Origin of the sequence: Niabella soli DSM 19437 (assembly GCF_000243115.2) — a bacterium.
GTDB classification, from domain to species: domain Bacteria; phylum Bacteroidota; class Bacteroidia; order Chitinophagales; family Chitinophagaceae; genus Niabella; species Niabella soli.
In genome coordinates this window covers 1,447,166-1,465,180 of sequence record NZ_CP007035.1, presented here as the reverse complement: position 1 = coordinate 1,465,180, position 18,015 = coordinate 1,447,166, and the positions used below count along the sequence as shown (strand labels likewise).

Annotated in this window: 12 protein-coding genes; 7 read left to right on the top strand and 5 right to left on the bottom strand. The window is 45.5% G+C overall.

The window, feature by feature from the left end; translation table 11 throughout:
* Positions 1-84: 84 nt before the first annotated feature.
* Complete coding sequence (locus tag NIASO_RS06265; RefSeq protein WP_025298752.1) at positions 85-1,005, bottom strand: phosphoribosylaminoimidazolesuccinocarboxamide synthase; 921 nt, start codon at positions 1,003-1,005, stop codon at positions 85-87.
* A gap of 131 nt (positions 1,006-1,136) precedes the next feature.
* Here NIASO_RS06265 and NIASO_RS06260 point away from each other — a divergent pair, with 131 nt between their 5' ends.
* Entirely contained in the window at positions 1,137-4,031 is a 2,895-nt protein-coding gene (locus NIASO_RS06260; protein ID WP_008585135.1) for a TonB-dependent receptor, read from the top strand.
* 175 nt (positions 4,032-4,206) lie between these two features.
* Here NIASO_RS06260 and NIASO_RS06255 read toward each other — a convergent pair whose 3' ends face one another.
* Positions 4,207-5,202 carry a coiled-coil domain-containing protein gene (locus NIASO_RS06255; RefSeq protein ID WP_008585137.1) on the bottom strand — a complete coding sequence of 332 codons (996 nt, stop codon included), beginning with the start codon at positions 5,200-5,202 and terminating at the stop codon, positions 4,207-4,209.
* A 194-nt stretch (positions 5,203-5,396) separates the two neighbouring features.
* Here NIASO_RS06255 and holA point away from each other — a divergent pair, with 194 nt between their 5' ends.
* Positions 5,397-6,392, top strand: a complete 996-nt coding sequence (gene holA, locus NIASO_RS06250; RefSeq protein ID WP_008585138.1) for a DNA polymerase III subunit delta — start codon at positions 5,397-5,399, stop codon at positions 6,390-6,392.
* 347 nt (positions 6,393-6,739) lie between these two features.
* Here the strand turns inward: holA and NIASO_RS06245 are convergent, their stop codons facing one another.
* From NIASO_RS06245 to panC, 3 genes are all read right to left on the bottom strand, one after another.
* Positions 6,740-7,918 carry a trans-sulfuration enzyme family protein gene (locus tag NIASO_RS06245; protein WP_008585140.1) on the bottom strand — a complete coding sequence of 393 codons (1,179 nt, stop codon included), beginning with the start codon at positions 7,916-7,918 and terminating at the stop codon, positions 6,740-6,742.
* 160 nt (positions 7,919-8,078) lie between these two features.
* On the bottom strand, positions 8,079-8,504 hold the full coding sequence (locus NIASO_RS06240) for an OsmC family protein (RefSeq protein ID WP_008585143.1): 426 nt from the start codon (positions 8,502-8,504) through the stop codon (positions 8,079-8,081).
* Positions 8,505-8,550: 46 nt separating this feature from the next.
* On the bottom strand, positions 8,551-9,405 hold the full coding sequence (gene panC, locus NIASO_RS06235; protein ID WP_008585144.1) for a pantoate--beta-alanine ligase: 855 nt from the start codon (positions 9,403-9,405) through the stop codon (positions 8,551-8,553).
* An 85-nt stretch (positions 9,406-9,490) separates the two neighbouring features.
* Here panC and NIASO_RS06230 point away from each other — a divergent pair, with 85 nt between their 5' ends.
* The 5 genes from NIASO_RS06230 to NIASO_RS06210 all read left to right on the top strand — a co-directional run bounded on the left by NIASO_RS06230 (position 9,491) and on the right by NIASO_RS06210 (position 17,561).
* On the top strand, positions 9,491-10,303 hold the full coding sequence (locus NIASO_RS06230; protein WP_008585146.1) for a glycogen/starch synthase: 813 nt from the start codon (positions 9,491-9,493) through the stop codon (positions 10,301-10,303).
* A 143-nt stretch (positions 10,304-10,446) separates the two neighbouring features.
* Entirely contained in the window at positions 10,447-11,979 is a 1,533-nt protein-coding gene (locus NIASO_RS06225) for a DUF4270 domain-containing protein (protein WP_008585148.1), read from the top strand.
* 79 nt (positions 11,980-12,058) lie between these two features.
* A complete protein-coding gene (gene metK, locus NIASO_RS06220; protein ID WP_008585149.1) occupies positions 12,059-13,312 on the top strand; it encodes a methionine adenosyltransferase in 1,254 nt (417 codons plus the stop codon).
* Between the two features lie 205 nt (positions 13,313-13,517).
* A complete protein-coding gene (gene gyrA / locus NIASO_RS06215; RefSeq protein WP_008585150.1) occupies positions 13,518-16,142 on the top strand; it encodes a DNA gyrase subunit A in 2,625 nt (874 codons plus the stop codon).
* 99 nt (positions 16,143-16,241) lie between these two features.
* Positions 16,242-17,561 (top strand): hypothetical protein, encoded by a 1,320-nt coding sequence (locus NIASO_RS06210; RefSeq protein ID WP_008585151.1) that lies wholly within the window; start codon positions 16,242-16,244, stop codon positions 17,559-17,561.
* The last annotated feature ends 454 nt before the right edge of the window (positions 17,562-18,015 follow it).

Below are 18,015 nucleotides of genomic sequence, written 5' to 3'. Positions count from 1 at the left end.
CCGTTTCGCAAGAGCGGCTCTTTTTTTGGTTGCTGGTTACAGGTTACTGGTTTCTCGTCTGACGTTTATCGTCTATCGAAAATATCAGGCATCCAGCCCCTCAACAATCCTCTTGTACAATTCCTCGTTCGTTAATGCTTCGGGCTGAAAAGCAGTTCCGATCACTTTTTCATAAAGCTCAATGTACCGGTTCGAGATCGTGCTGATCCATTCATCGCTCATTTCAGGAACCTGCTGTCCTTCTTTTCCCATAAAATCATTCGCGATCAGCCATTCCCGCACAAACTCCTTGCTCAGTTGTTTTTGTTTCTCGTTTGCTTGTAACCGTTCTTCAAAACCATCGGCATAAAAATAGCGCGAGCTGTCCGGCGTATGGATCTCATCCATCAGTATAATGGCTCCGTCCTTTTTTCCAAACTCGTATTTGGTGTCTACCAATATCAATCCCTGCTTTGCCGCCAGCTCCTGGCCGCGTTTAAACAAGGCCAGGGCCCGTTGCTCCAGTTGCTCCCATTCATCGGCGCTGGCCAAACCTTGCACAATAATTTCTTCCTTGCTGATGTCTTCATCATGCCCTTCGGAAGCCTTGGTGCTTGGGGTGATGATGGGGGAAGCGAAGGCCTCATTTTCTTTCATCCCTTCCGGCAGCGGCACCCCACACAGGGTTCGTTTACCCGATTGATAGGTGCGCCAGGCATGTCCGGTCAAATGTCCGCGCACCACCATTTCAATTTTAAAAGGCTCACATTTGATGCCGATAGATGCATTGGGCGCCGGAACGGATTGCAGCCAGTTTGGGCAAATATCGGTCGTAGCGGTCAGCATATAGGCGGCGATCTGGTTTAACACCTGTCCTTTAAACGGAATGGGCCACGGTAAAATAACGTCAAAGGCGGAAATACGATCGGAGGCGATCATGACTAGCCGGTCATTATTGATCGTATAAACATCTCTTACTTTACCCTTATAAAAAGCGGTTTGGCCGGGGAATTGAAAATCAGACATGCTGCGAAAATAATCAGCTTGAATCAATACGCTATAAAAAATTTTGATCAGGATTAAGAAAGAAAAATAAATTTCTGATTTATGCTAACAAATGTTATTTTAACATTCGAATTACAAAACCCTTGAAATTTATGAGACCTCTGAAACAATTATTTGCCCTGTTGAATCTCTTCTTTATTTTTTCAGCGGCTGCGCAGGCGCAGTCAAACCTAACCGGAACGATAAAAAACAGCGAAACGGGCGAAGGCATTAATGCCGCCTCGGTTACGATTGCCGGCACTACCACCGGCACTTATTCCAAACCCAATGGGAGTTTTGAATTAAAAGTAGGCGCCCTGCCGGCCAAACTGGTTATTTCATCTGTAGGGTTTGAAACACAGGAAATAACAGCAACAGCCGCTACCGTGCAGGTAAGCCTGGTGCCAAAAAGTGTATTGGGACAGGAAGTAGTGGTTTCCGCAAGTAGGATGGCAGAGCGGATACTGGAGTCGCCGGTTACGATTGACCGGGTCAACAGTACCGCTATTAAAAATATGGCGGCCCCTAATTTTTACGAAGCGCTGTCAAATATTAAAGGGGTCGATCTTACCACATCCAGTCTTACCTTCAGAACCCTGAGCACCCGGGGATTTAATGGCAGCGGGAACCTGCGGTTCAATCAGTTGGTGGACGGTATGGATAACCAGGCCCCGGCCCTGAATTTTTCAGTGGGAAATGTGGTGGGAATGACGGAAATGGACGTGGATAATGTAGAATTATTGTCTGGCGCTTCTTCCGCACTGTATGGTTCGGGAGGAATGAACGGCACCTTGCTGATGACCAGTAAAAATCCGTTTAAATACCAGGGATTGAGCGTGAATATTAAACAGGGCGTGATGCATTTGTCTGACCCCGAAAGTAAAGCCAAGCCGTTTTATGACTGGTCTATGCGATGGGGGCAAAAGGTGGGCGAGCGATTTGCGTATAAACTGGCCGTATCTTATATGAAAGCCAACGACTGGGTTGCAAATGATACCCGTGATCTTAACCGTAATAACGTGATCAGTTCCCTAAAACCCGGCGGCACCCGGCAGAATGATCCTAATTATGATGGTGTAAATGTTTTCGGTGATGAAGCCAGCGCCAGTATGGCCAGCATCGCCCAGGCTTACCAGGCACAGACAAGAGCCGGTATATTGCAGGCTACAGGTGGCGCTCTTGATATTGTGAACCTGTTTAACACCCTTCCTCCGAACGCTACACAAGCGCAAATAGGAGCTTTGATTGCAGGGCTTCCTGCACCGTTGCGCCCCAGCGCTACCAACCTGGTGCCCTTTTACTTTGGTTTGCGTAATGGTGTGTATGGCGGGCAATTGGTTAGCCGCACCGGGTATAATGAAAAGGACCTGGTGAATTATGATGCCTATAGTCTTAAAACATCGGGCGGTTTGTATTATAAGATCACCGATAATATTGAGGCATCGCTGGTAGGATACTGGGGTAAGGGAACAAGTGTTTATACGGGAGCAGACCGTTATTCGCTCCTGAATTTCAGGATTGGTCAATTTAAGGCAGAATTAAAGGGAAAGAATTGGTTCCTGAGAGGCTATACAACGCAGGAAAACTCGGGAGATTCCTATACCGCAACGACTGCGGCTTTGTACATTAACCGGCAGTGGCGTTCTGATGCAGATTGGTTTGGATTATATTCCGGGACCTATGCCGGGGCAAAACTGCAGGGCGCTACTGATGATGCAGCGCATGCGGCGGCAAGGGCGGCTGCAGATGCCGGCAGGTACCTGCCCGGAACACCGGCTTACGACAGTGCATTGGCCAGGGCAAAAAACACCTCCATTAAAGATGGCGGCGCAAAATTTGCTGACCGGTCAAGTTTGTATCATTATGAAGGGCAATTAAATCTTTCGGATCAGATAAAATTTGTGGAAACCATATTGGGCGCATCTTACCGGGTGTATTCGCTGAACTCCGGCGGAACTATTTTTGCCGATACCACAGGCCGGATAAAAATAAATGAATACGGTAGTTATGTGCAATTGCAAAAACGATTGTTTGATGATATACTAAAACTGACGGGTTCGGTTCGGTTCGACAAGCGGGATGGATACAAGGAACACTTTACACCAAGAGCCAGTGCCGTTGTTCGGGTGGCGCAGGATAATAATATCCGTTTCTCGTTTCAAACAGCCTACCGGTTTCCTTCCACGCAGGATCAATGGATCAACCTGAATACCCCGGGCAGCCGTCTCATAGGCGGGGATCCCAGTTTTATTAATTATTTTGGATTTAATACCAACCCCGTTTATACTTCAGAGAGTGTTGCTGCCTACCGTGGCTCTATAGTTTCGGGTACGCCCAATCCAACTTTGTTAAAACAGGCGCAGTTTACCTCAGTAAAGCCGGAACGGATGAATTCCTTTGAGTTGGGTTACCGCGGGCTGGTGACCAAAGAACTGCTGATAGATGTTTATGGTTACAGGAGCCAGTTTAAAGATTTTATTGCCAGGGTGGCTGTTGCCAGGGGCAGCAGTGGCAATCCGGCAAATGCAGCAGTGGATCTGGCAAGTCCGTTTACCACCACCAACTATTCATTTGTAACCAATACAGATGTTGGTGTTACCTCCTATGGTTGGGGTATAGGAGTAGAATACCGGTTTAACAGGGGGTATGTTTTAGGTGGAAACCTTTCCAGCGACCGGTTAAATAATGTGCCCACCGGCTTTATTTCCTTTTTTAATACACCCAAATACCGCTTCAATGTAAGTATCGCTAATGAAGCGATAACAAAAAACTTAGGGTTTAACCTGGTTTACCGCTGGCAGGATAAAGTAAACTGGGAAGGCACTTTTGGCTCCGGACCCATACCTGCTTATGGCACATTGGATGGGCAGGTATCGTATAAATTTACGCACATTAATACAAGCATTAAATTGGGGGCCTCCAACTTATTAAATAAATATTATTCCAGCGCGTTCGGCAATCCAATGGTAGGAGGTTTGTACTACATTAGTCTTGGCTATAATCTTTAACCGGGATGGCGGTGTTTTTTTACGATCTGATTGGGGCATTATGCGTTTGTCATTTTACTGGTTATGTGGTGTAAAACGGGCATGCGCTTTATGGTGGGTAAAACAAATAAAACAGCGCCGTTCATTTTATGAACGGCGCTGTTAAAATTTATCTAACTAAAATTGGTATTTGGTATTAGCCAAATATGCCTTTTCTTAAACTGCGGATCCCTTCGCCAATTTTAAACCCGTTGTGATATACTTCAATTTTGTAGTCGCCGGGCACAAAACCGTCTGGATTCTGAATAGGGAAAGCTACTCCTTTGCGGGTACCCTGCTCATATTCAACGGGAACTTTTGCAGTAAAGTTTCTGTCGCCATCCTGGCGGGTAGTCATAGAACCGGAAGATAATTGCGTGTTTTGAACCACAGTGCCCTTAGGATCGGTAACGATCACATACAGATCGGCCGGACCAGAGGTCGTGATGCGGTTTTCCACATTGAATGCAACGCGCAGCAAATCTACCTTACGGGCAAAGTTGGTTTGCTTTTCTTTACCGTTTCTTTTTTCTTTTAACGGAGTAATGCTCATACCTGAAGCGGCCAGCGTGCTACCCACGTCAACGGTGCTGGCTAAAGCATCATTTTCCTTTGTTCTTGTATCCAGGTTCTGATTCAATACATCTTTTTCCTGGCTCAGATGTGTGTTGCGGGCGGTCAGTTCCTGGTTTTCACCTCTCAACTGTGTTACCTGGGCTTCCAGTTTGCCGATCTGACCATTTAATTCGCCAATCAGATGACGCGCCTTTTGCAAATCGCCTGCGGTGGCTTTTTTGTCGTTCAGGATTTTGGTGATCTCAGCTTTGCGATCATCGATTTCTTTTTGAAGCGTGGTCTTTTCACCCTGCAGGTTGTTGTTCGCACCGGTAATGGAATCCAGGCGCATCTCTGCCAGGTTGAACATTTGTCTCAATGAATCGGACTCAGACATTGCTGTAGCCACTTCGGGATTAGTACTGGCGGTAGTGCCTGTTCCGGAAGGTGCATTTTTGCTCCATAGGATATAACCCCAGGTACCTAAAAGCGCTGCAACCAGTAAACCAATTAACACGTTCCTGCCCGTGTTGTTACCGGGAGTACGCGGCGCGCCTGTTTGTTGGGAAGAAGCTGACGGATAATTCGTGTTTGCCATAATTCATCAAAATTTTAAATAATAATAATTTTACACGTTAAAGATGTGAGCGGTCAATATATAAGAAATATAAATATATGTTGAACACCAATAATCATTAGGAAACACAAATTATGCCAAAGCACTTTTTTACCGGCTACATATGTGCTTTTATCTAATATTTATAGTTTGTTAAAAATAGTATCTTGCGCTGTATGAGCGTCGATAAAATTCTGAATGAATGGGGTAAAAAGACTTACAAACCAATTTATTGGCTCGAAGGAGAGGAGGACTATTATATTGATCAACTGGTCAATTATGCGGAAGAAAAAATTTTATCAGAAAGTGAAGCTTCTTTTAATCTGACTATTTTTTATGGACGGGATGCGAACTGGGCAGATATCATAAACGCCTGCCGGAAGTACCCGATGTTTTCTGACCGCCAGGTCGTTATTTTAAAAGAGGCCCAGCAACTAAAAGAACTGGACAAGCTGGAAGCCTATTTTCAGCAACCATTAGGATCTACTATTTTTATTGTAGCGTATAAAGATAAAAAGCTGGACGCCCGCACCAAGTTTGCGAAACTGGTTAAAGAAAAATCCGAATTTTTAAGCACCAAAAAGATATACGACAACGCGCTGCCCGAATGGGTGAATAACCTGGTCACCGCACTGGGACATACCATAACCCCCAAAGCGGTAATGCTCCTGGTGGATCATATCGGGAATGATCTGGCCCGCATCGAAAATGAAGTACAGAAAATACTCATCAATTTAAAAGACCGGAAATCGATAACGGAAGAGGATATCGAAAATTTCGTGGGCATCAGCAAGGACTTTAACATCTTTGAACTGCAAACTGCCATCGCGGTGAAAGACTTTCCAAAAGCCATCCGGGTGATCCAATATTTTGGTGATAATCCCAAAGCCGCGCCCATTCAACTGGTACTGCCTTCGCTTTATGCTTTTTTTAGTAAAGTATTTATGATTTACGGAGCCTCCGGAGGGGACGATGCTATTGCAAAACAGATAGGGGTGAACTCCTTTTTTTATAAGAGCTATGCCCAGGCCGCCAAAATGTATAATTACGATGGGGTGGAACGGGTGTTATTATTATTGCACCAATATAACCTGAAAAGTTTGGGGATCAATGCCACCCGGATTGCCGACGCCGACCTCCTGAAGGAAATGGTGGTGAAGATGATGCTTTGAACGAATGCGCAATGCTTAACGCAAAACGCATAATGCTTTGATCAACGTTTTGCGTTAAGCCTTATGCATTGAGCGTTTGGCGTATTCATCCTGTAACCAGAAACCTGTAACCTGCAACATTTTCTTAAATGAAATAATCCATTGTTGACAAACGTCAAACGTCATACATCAAAACGGTCATATCAATGTAGGCCTGCTGAAGAAAATAATGCTTTGAACGCTGAACGCGCAATGCAAAACGCATAATGCTTTGGTTAACGTTTAGCATTAAGCCTTATGCATGGAGCATTGTGCGTGTGTGTCGGTAAACTTGAAACGTCAGATATCAGACATCGAAACATCAGACGTTATGCCTGTTCCAGTGCCTGTTCTATATCATAAATAATATCGTCCACATGCTCCAGTCCCACGGAAATGCGGATCAATCCCGGGGTAATGCCCACGGCCAGCTGATCGGCAGGAGGCACTTTGGAGTGGGTGGTGCTTGCCGGGTGGGAGGCAATACTCCTGGAGTCGCCCAGGTTGGGCGTCAGCGATAAAATTTGCAGCGCATCCATAAACCGGCGCCCGCTTTCCAAACCGCCGGCCAGCTCTAAACAAACAATGCCGCCGCCGGCCTTCATTTGTTTTTGTGCAATCGCATATTGCGGATGGGAGGGTAGAAAAGGATATTTAACCCATTTTAATTTGGGATGATTCTCAAAATGTTTCGCTATTGCCAGGGCGTTTTCTGAATGACGCTGTATACGCACGTCCAGTGTTTCCAGGCTCTTTGAAAGTACCCAGGCGTTAAACGGAGAAAGGGAAGGTCCCGTATTCCGGCAGAAAAGATAAATGTCGTGAATGAGTTCCTTTTTACCCACAACCACGCCGCCTAAAACACGGCCCTGCCCGTCCAGCCATTTGGTGGCGGAATGAATAACCAGATCCGCCCCAAAATCAATGGGGGTTTGCAATGCAGGCGTAGCAAAACAATTGTCAACATTGTAAATGATGTTGTGTTTTTTGGCCAGCCGGCCTACGGCTTCCAGGTCGATCAGCTCTAACTGGGGATTGGTAGGGGTTTCCAGGTAGATCATTTTTGTATTGGGCCGCACGGCGGCTTCCCAGGCCGCAATATCGTCTGCCGGCACCAATGTATATTCAATGCCAAACCGGGGCAGGAATTTTGTAACTACGGTGTTGGTGCCTCCAAACATAGAGCGGCTACACAGCAAATGATCGCCGGCTTTCAGTAATGCAAAAAAAGACATCGATACCGCCGCCATACCGCTTGCTACGGCAAAGCCCGCTTCGGCGCCTTCTAACAAAGCCATTTTATTGGCAAACTCATCCACATTTGGATTGCTGTACCGGCTGTAAATATTGGCTTCCACTTCATCAGCAAAAGCCGCGCGCATATCTTCAGCTGTGTTAAAAGCGAAACTGCTGGTTAAGAACAGAGGAGCCGAGTGCTCCATTTGATTCGTACGTTCCACCTGCGCCCGTACGGCGATTGTGGAGGGGTGTAATTTTCTATTGCTCATTCAAGTAATACTGTAGTAAACTAAACTAAATTTTATTGGGAAGATCTGCAACATTAAAACGTGAGAGGGGACAGGTCAAACGTGAAAAGGAACGGGTAACATATGAAATGCCTGAAAAGCGTAAGGTTCCCTATTCACTACTCCCTATTGACTATTCACTTCATGCGTTGCGAACAATCACGTTTGTTTGAATAGTTGCTCCGGCTTTTACAAGAGTAACCGCCACAGAGCAATATTTATTTAAAGATATTTCTACCGCGCGCTGGGCTTTTCCTTCCTCCACATTGCCGGTAATTTCAAAAACCATTTGAATTTCCTTCCAAAGGGAAGGTTCAACACCTGCTTCTCTTTCGCCGGTTACGGTAACCGAATAATCTTTTATCTCCTGGCGCTGCTTCTTTAAAATACTGATCACATCAATACTGGCGCATCCCGCCAGGGCATTTAATAATAATTGCATTGGGCGGGCGCCATATTCTGTTCCGCCCATCTCGGGATTAGAGTCCATTTTTACAACCGTGCCATTTTCATTTACGGTATCAAACCCGTAATCCCCACTCACTCTTTTTAATATAACTTTTGCCATTCCAGGTAAATTTAGCTGCAAAATTATTTGAATTGTATCAGGTTTCCTAATCAGTCAGTATTAAGTTGTCGATCAGCCGCACTTCACCCAAAAAAGCCGCAACCAGCCCCGCAAGTTTTGTATGACCATCCCATTCCTTTACAGCTTCCAATGTTTCCTTATCGGCTATGGTAACATAGTCCGTTTTCAGACCTCTATGTTCCAGCATTGCCGTGGCTCTTTCAATAACCGGGGAAAGATCACCTTTAGCAAGATGCTGCTTCAGGAACCGTAGTGTTTCATAAATAACAGGCGCTATGGTCAATTGTTCAGTGGTCAGTCTTGTGTTGCGGCTGCTTAGGGCCAGCATGCTTTCGGTACGCAGGGTAGGAACGATGTTCAAATGTATGCTCCCAAAAGCAGGTGTATTTTTGATCAGGCGTTCGATAACTTTGGTTTGCTGCAGGTCCTTTTGACCAAAAAACACTTCGTCGGGCTTTACGATAGAAAATAATTTACTAACAACCGTTGCCACCCCCTGGAAATGCCCCGGCCGGTATTTTCCTTCCAGGATAAATTCAACCGGGCCCAGCTCAAAGTGCGGTTGCTGCTCGGTCCCATCGGGATACAGCTCAGCAACCTCCGGGCAAAATATAATATCGCATTCATTTTTGATCAGCAGGGCAATGTCCTGTTCTATCGTGCGGGGGTATTTTTCAAGATCTTTTTTATCGTTGAATTGGGTAGGGTTTACAAAAATGCTGCATACCACGATGGTGCATTTTTCCCGGGCCGCCCGCACCAGGCTTATATGCCCCTCGTGCAGCGCCCCCATGGTGGGAACAAAGCCTATTTTGTTGTTTTTTTGACGTAATTGGGCAATAAAACGCTGAATATCATCCTTCTTTTTAAACAGAACCATCCTGCAAATTAGAATATTCGCATCAATTTATACGCCTGTTTGGCTATAATAATGTAACTTTGCACCCTTTAAAAGTTTCTAAGACATGTCAGCAAAGAAAAGAATCTTATTTATAGCCAATGAAATGTCACCCTACCTTGAATTGACAGAATTCTCTGAAACCGTTAATAAACTTGCCATCAAAGCCAATGATAACAATTTTGAAGTGCGTTGCATTATGCCTCGTTTTGGGAGCATTAATGAGCGGCGGCATCGGTTACATGAGGTGGTAAGACTTTCAGGGATTAATGTTACCGTTGACAATGACGACCTGCCTTTGCAGATAAAGGTAGCTTCTTTGCCCAGCGCCCGTTTACAGGTGTATTTCCTGGAAAACGAGGAGCTGTTCAAAAGAAAGTCGCTGTTTCACGATGAAAATGATAAATGGTTCGAGGACAATGACCTGAGAACTGTTTTTTACAGCAAAGGCGCCCTGGAGACTGTGAAGAAATTCGGCTGGTCGCCGGATGTGATCCATTGCAGCGGCTGGATGACAGGGCTGATCCCTTTCTATCTTAAAACCGTATACCGCAAGGAGCCGGTATTTGCGCACAGCAAAATTGTTTACACCATTGGCGAAACCACTTTTAAAGAAAAACTGGGCAAGGGATTTATTTCCAAAGCGCTGATTCATCCTTCATTAAAGGAAAAAGACCTGGAAGTGTATAAAGATGGAACCAATGTGGCTCTGATGCGTGGCGGCGCAACTTTTTCGGATGCTATTACTTTTGGCTCGGCCGATACGGATAAGAAACTGGTGACCGAATTTTCGAAGGTGAGAGGGAAAAAAACGCTGTTGTTTAAGGAAGATTCCGATTTAACAGAGTATTTACAACTCTATCACGATCTTGCGAGCTGATTTTATCATAACCCTGAATTGTTTAGACGCATTATAATCGCATAGGTTCATAGAAGTTACTTTAGTGAAGCAATACTAGGATCAAAAACTATGTGGTTTATTAAATGTTTAAATAGCTTAGCTAATTAAATTCAATTTTTTTTGTGAAAAGAACGCTTATTCTTTCCGTTAGCATTACCACACTAGTTGCCGCGCTTTTTTTATTTTCCTGCAGTAAAATAAATGTGGCCACGGATTTGGGCCAGAATGTTTTGCCTCCTATAGATAATGTGCACACGTTTGATACAACTATTGATGTAACTACCACAAATGGCCAGTTTGCCCTGGATGCGGATTCGTTCCGGACGGGACTGGCGTTTTATCAGATGATTGGTAAAATCTCAAGCGACCCGCTTTTTGGCAAAACAGATGCCCAGATGTATCTGCAATTGTCGCCCACCGCTTACCCTTTTAAAAATGTGCCGGGTAAATTATACCTGGATTCCGTAGTGCTTGTTTTAAAGCATGCCGGTACTTATGGCGATACCACGATCCCGCAAACCCTGCAGGTTTCAGAAATAGATCAATCTGCCCAATTCAGGGTGGATTCCAGCTACCTGCTGTCCCAAACTTTTCCCACAGCGGGTGTTTTAGGAACGGCAACAGTGATACCGGCGCATCTTAAAGATAGTTTCCAGGTAGTAAGCTATCCTAATACACACACAACGGCGAATGAGATAAGAATAAAGTTGGACAACAGCTTTGGCCAGCGGCTTTTGGCTTATGATTCCGCTGGCGCCAGCGCTCCTTACCATAATGATTCTACCTTCAGAACCTTTTTTAAAGGCTTTGCTATAAAATCGACCGGTGGCGGAAATGGGTTGATGGTGGTGCGGCCTTCCGGCGATGCGAGCGACAGCTCCCTAACATCGCTGGTGGTTTATTACAAGTATGATGACCCCACTACAGCGGGTAAGATCGATACCAGTTTTGCGAGCATTACGCTGGGCGCCAACGATGCAGTTGCGAGCAATATTCAGCGCGATTATTCAGGAAGCCCTGCCGCAGCGGCCTTTGCCAGCGCAACACCGGCATCCCTTCTGTATATTCAGGCAACGCCGGGTAGCTATGCCAATTTAAAGATCCCCGGTTTGAAAGGATTCCCCAATTGTGTGGTGCATCTGGCTGAGTTGCAAATGGAATCGGTTTATGATGTTTCGGACTCCCTGTTCGGCGCTCCGCAGAATATGCTGGTGGACGTATTTGATTCCACGGCCATGGCCTTTAAGTTGATGCCGTATGCATTCCCGATCACATCGCAATTGCAATCCGATGGTAAAACCTATTATTTCTCTATTTCCAGTTCCAGTGGTTTTTACAGCACTAACACCACCGGACAAACCTATTATTATAAAAAAGATCCATCCGGAAATCTGGTGAAACAATGGCGGTTTAATTTAACGCCTTATGTACAGAAGTATGTGAACGGTATTATACCGCTCTATAGCATGCGCCTGTATGCGCCGGCATACACGAGATTGCCCGCCGGAGATGTAAATGCCCTTTCGGGTACACAGCCGTTGATATTCCCCGCGGGAACCACCACCTATACACCTGCTGTGGGCAGGGTGCGGTTGGGTGGAGGCAACCACCCCACACAACGAATGAAACTGCGCCTTGTGTATTCAAAACTTTAAGCAATATTTTATTTAAAACAGTACGGGTGCTATATTTGCACCCGTTAATTTTAGTATCATTTTAATAACCCAATAGTTTATGCCGTATTTATTTACTTCTGAAAGCGTGTCTGAAGGGCACCCGGATAAAGTAGCTGACCAGATCTCTGATGCGCTTATCGATAATTTTTTAGCATTTGACCCTCAATCAAAAGTGGCCTGCGAAACATTGGTTACCACCGGGCAGGTGATCCTGGCGGGTGAAGTAAAATCAAAAGCTTATCTGGATGTTCAGGATATTGCCCGCAAAGTGGTAAGTAAGATCGGGTACACGAAGAGCGAATATATGTTTGAAGCCAACTCTTGCGGGGTGCTTTCGGCAATTCATGAGCAATCAAGCGATATCAACCAGGGGGTTGATCGCAAGAAAAAAGAAGATCAGGGCGCAGGCGACCAGGGAATGATGTTTGGGTATGCTACTAATGAAACCGCTAACTATATGCCGCTGGCACTGGACCTGGCGCATACCCTGTTGATTGAACTGGCGGCATTGCGTCGCGAGAATAAAAAGATCACTTATTTGCGCCCCGACTCCAAAAGCCAGGTGACACTGGAATATGATGATAATAACAAGCCGGTCCGTATCGAAGCGATCGTAATTTCTACCCAGCACGATGATTTTGATAGTGAAGCAAAAATGCAGGCCAAGATCACCAACGATGTAAAGGAGATCCTGATCCCCCGGGTGATCAAAAAATATCCGCAATACAAGCATTTCTTCAATAATAAGATCAAGTACCACATTAACCCTACGGGGAATTTTGTGATCGGCGGACCCCATGGCGATACCGGATTAACCGGAAGAAAAATTATTGTAGATACTTATGGCGGAAAAGGAGCCCATGGCGGAGGCGCTTTCAGTGGAAAAGATCCCAGCAAGGTAGACCGCTCTGCAGCGTACGCTACCCGGCATATTGCCAAAAACCTGGTTGCGGCCGGGTTGTGCGACGAGGTATTGGTGCAGGTTTCCTATGCCATTGGCGTAGCGCAGCCCACCAGCATTAATGTAAATACTTATGGTACCGCCAAGGTTTCGTTGACCGACGGCGCCATCAGTAAAATAGTGGAAGGCCTGTTTGATATGCGTCCTTATTTTATTGAGCAACGCCTGAAACTGCGGAATCCTATTTACAGTGAAACAGCCGCATACGGACACATGGGCAAGGAACCCCAGGTTGTGGAAAAAGTGTTTGTAGCGCCCGACGGAAAAAAGGTATCTAAGAAAGTGGAGTTGTTTACCTGGGAAAAACTGGATTATGTAACCAAGGTGAAAAAGGCCTTTGGCCTGAAATAACGGAAAAGATATATTAAGATAAAAACGGCTGTAAGGGCCGTTTTTTTTATGTCTTTTTTCTGCCGGAAACTTTGTTAATAAAGGTTTTTAAGAAGTGGATAATTATCGAAAAAAAGCAGGCTCCAGCATCGGAAATACGGCCTGAAAAAGTTAAATTTGCAACTAGTGCATTTTGCGCTATACCGAATGATTTAGAATAATTTAGATGGAAGAAAATTTAGAACCACAAGGCACACAGGACAACAATCGAATTATACCCGTTAACATAGAAGAACAAATGAAAACGGCCTATATCGACTACTCCATGTCGGTAATTGTTGGCCGGGCGCTTCCCGATGTGCGGGATGGGTTGAAGCCGGTGCATCGCCGCATCCTGTTTGCGATGAACGAATTGGGGCTGAACGCCCATAAGCCGTACAAGAAATCTGCCCGTGTGGTAGGGGAAGTATTAGGTAAATACCATCCCCACGGCGATAGCTCCGTTTATGATGCGATGGTGCGGATGGCCCAGGACTGGAGCATGCGTTACATGATGGTGGACGGACAGGGAAACTTTGGTAACCAGGATGGTGACGGGCCGGCGGCCATGCGTTATACCGAGGTGCGCTTGCACAAGCTTGCAGAGCATATGCTGGACGATATCGAAAAAGATACGGTAGACTTTCAGTTAAACTTTGATGATTCAGAAAAAGAGCCGGTGGTATTACCCTCCCGTATTCCGCAATTGCTGATCAATGGCTCCAGCGGGATTGCCGTGGGGATGGCCACTAATGTGATGCCGCATAATCTCTCCGAAGTTATTGATGGATGTGTGGCCTATATCAACAATAATGAAATCACCATCGACGAGCTCATGGAGCACGTAAAAGCGCCCGATTTTCCCACTGGTGGTATTATTTACGGGATGGAAGGCATCAAGGCAGGAATGCATACCGGAAGGGGCCGTGTGGTATTGAGGGGTAAGGTCCGTGTAGATACCAAACCCAGCGGAAGAGAGCAGATCGTTATTTCGGAAGTGCCCTACCAGGTAAACCGCGATGCGCTGACCAACCGCATCGGCGAATTGGTAAATAATAAAGTGATTGACGGTATTGCGCATGTCAATAACGAATCAAATAATAAAGAAGGGACCCGCGTAGTTATTGACCTGAAGCGGGATGCAATCGCAAGCGTTGTCATTAACCAGTTGTATAAGAACACGGATCTGCAGACTTCCTATGGTATCAATAACGTAGCCATCACCAAAGGAAGGCCCAGGGTAATGAACCTGAAGGACCTGATATCAGAGTTTGTCGAATTCCGTCATGAAGTGGTGGTGCGCCGCACAAAATACGAGTTAAAAGAAGCGGAGAAGCGGGCGCATATTTTACAAGGCTACCTTATTGCCCTGGACCACCTGGATGAAGTGATCCGGCTGATCCGCAATTCACCTACGCCGGATGTGGCAAAGGATAATTTGATCAACGCGGGTTGGGGTATTGACGAGATCCAGGCGAAAGCCATACTGGAACTGCGTTTGCAGCGCCTTACCGGAATGGAGCGTGAGAAAATAAAAGCAGAGTATGATGAGTTGATGGCCTTGATTACCCATCTGAAAGAAGTGCTTGCGAATGAAGGAATGCGCTTCGACATCATCAAAAAAGAGCTGATCGAAATAAAAGATAAGTTTGGTGATGCGCGGAAATCGGAGATCACCTTCCTGGATAATGAAGTTTCGATAAAAGACCTGATCAAAGAGGAGGATGTGATCATCACCATATCACATCTTGGATATATAAAACGTACACCGGCGGATGAATACCGTGCACAACGCAGGGGCGGCCGCGGGGTAATGGGCGGCAAAACGCGCGACGAAGACTATATTGAACACCTGTTTGTTGCCTCAACGCATCATACCTTACTGTTCTTTACCGAAAAGGGCCGTTGTTACTGGCTGAACGCCTACCAGATACCCGAAGGAGAAAAAACCGGCAAGGGAAGGGCGATACAAAATTTAATGCAGTTGCCTCCGGATGATAAGATCCGCGCCATTATAGACGTACAGGACCTTAAAAATGAGGAGTTCGTTGCTTCGCACAATATTGTGCTTTGCACTAAGAAAGGGATCATTAAGAAAACCGCGCTGGCAGACTTCAGCAGACCGCGGCAAACGGGAGTGAATGCTATTACCATTAACGAAGGCGATCAGTTACTGGAAGCAAAAATGACCGACGGTAAATCGGAGATCATGATGGCGGTCAAAAGCGGGCGCGCAATCCGCTTCTCTGAAGAAAAAGTAAGACCTACCGGCCGCGGCGCCATTGGCGTGGGGGGTATAGAAGTAGACGATGAGCAGGATGAAGTGATCGGGTTAATTTGTTTGGCTGCAGATACGGATAAATCCGTTTTGGTAGTGAGCGAAAAAGGATATGGAAAGCGGACAAAGGTGGAAGAATACCGGTTCACCAACCGGGGCGGAAAAGGGGTGAAAACCATTAACGTAACCGAAAAAACAGGTTCATTGGTAGGGCTGCTGGATGTGGATGCCACGCAGGATCTGCTGATTACCTGCAAGAGCGGCATTACCATACGTATGCCCATTAGCGGCATCAGCGAATTGGGCAGGGCTACCCAGGGCGTAAAATTGATCCGTATTGAGGAAGATGATCAGATAGCGGCAATCAGTAAAGTGGATGAACAGGAAGGCGCCGATGAGCCGGAAGCAACTGCGGGAACCGATGCCCCCGACGGCTCAACTGACGAACAACTATCCAACGCAACGGAAAGCGGTGACGCAGCATCTTCTGAAAATGAGGCAGGAGAAAATAACGGTGAAAAAAGTGAAAATTAAATGAGAAAGATGGTAATTTCGGAATGAAAATTGCCAGAGAAAGTGATGGTTAAATAATAATATTTCCTCAAAACGTATTGAAAATTAAAAAATTAAATCATGATTAAGAAAGTTACTCTTTTTGCATCGGTCCTGTTCCTAGGAACAGTTGCTTTTGCGCAAAAGTATGAGGCTGTTAAGAACGCTTTAATGTTGAATAAGCATGATGAAGCGATGAAGGCTTTTGAAAAAGAATCGGCAAATGATAAATTCTATTCCAAACCTGAAGGCTATATAATCAAGGCAGCTTTGTATGCCGGTCTTTCTTTGGATAGTGCCAAGGCTGCTGAGGCTGATAAAAACAGGGCAACCGCTATGGAGGCGTTCAATAAATACAAAGAAGCAGATCCCGGGATGAAGTTATTGGAAGATCCTATTTACAAAAACGCTCCCTACCAGTTATATGCAGCCTATTTTAACAGCGGCGTTGCAGATATCAATACTAAAAACTATGAGTCTGCTTACGATAAGTTCAAAAATGTGGTGGATTTGTCTGATGTGCTGATCGCAAAAAAGATCAACCTGCCGGGGCCCATTGATACCAATGCCAATTACTATGCAGGTATCCTGGCCGAAACCGTAAAAAAGGTTGATGAAGCTGCCAAATATAACGCGCGGCTGGCGGATCTGAAAGTGCATGAACCCAAGGATAGTACCGTTTACCAGAGCCTGGTACGTTACTATGCAGGGAAAAACGATGATGCAAATTTTGAAAAGTACAAAGCATTAGGAAAGCAATTGTACCCGCAAAGTCCTTTCTTTAGCTACAGCAAGCTGGACTTTGCCATCGGCGGAAGTAGTAATTTTGAAGAAAAGATTGCCAATCTGGAGAAGATCGTAGCTTCATCGCCTGATGATTATAATGCCAACCTGGCGCTGGCTGAAGCTATTTTCCAGAAGCTGGATCAGGCGAAAGAGGGGGAGCCCAAACCGGCAAATGCAGCCGAGCTGGAAACAAAAATGATCGCTACTTTAAAAAAGGCCTCCACCCTGAAACCGACCGATATGCAGCCTCTTTTACTGATGGGAGACCATTATAAAGCGAAAGCCGATGCGCTGGAAGATGTGATGCGTGCCGCTGAAAAAGATATGGATGCGAAAGGAGCGAAGGCTACGGCTGCTGATAAGCAAAAATATGCTGATGCAAAGAAAGCCTATATAGCACAGTACGCACTTTCTTCAGAAAGTTTTGAAAAAGCCGCTGATATGTTAAGTAAGGTAAATCCTTTGGATAATGTTCAGAAACGCCAGTATTATATTATAGCGGGTAACCTGGCGCAGTACTATTTCTTTGTTGGGCAGGATGCAAAGGGTGCCGATAAAGCAAAATATAGCGCGCTGGAAAAGAAATACGACACATTGTATAAGAGCCTGAAATAAATTGAACAGGGATTTGTAAAAAAAAGCGGTTGAATTTTCAACCGCTTTTTTAATGCAGGGCCTTCCTGAAAATGTGTAATTCAGGGAAGTGGCATATATTCACCGGGTAAGGTACGCATGGCTTTCTACTAACAGATTTTGATGGTTTCCCGGCCTCTTATTCTTACTTTATGATAGGCGCCCGCATGCTGTTTAGTAAAGGAATGCTTTTCTTTTTTGGGGCGTGCCCCTTCCGATGACTATCGTTACCAGGCCTCAGGGCTGGGTGTGTTGCTCTATTTTTAGCTGGGCCGATAATTATTTACCGGGTATTGCGGAGTTCTTTCATAATCCAGGGAAATTAAACTATTGAATTTTGACAGGGCAAAGAGTTTAGACACTCCCTGTTTTAAGTTAATTGGTCAAAAATTTACACTTTGCAAATCCAGTTTTACCTAATTGCCGTATATTGGTT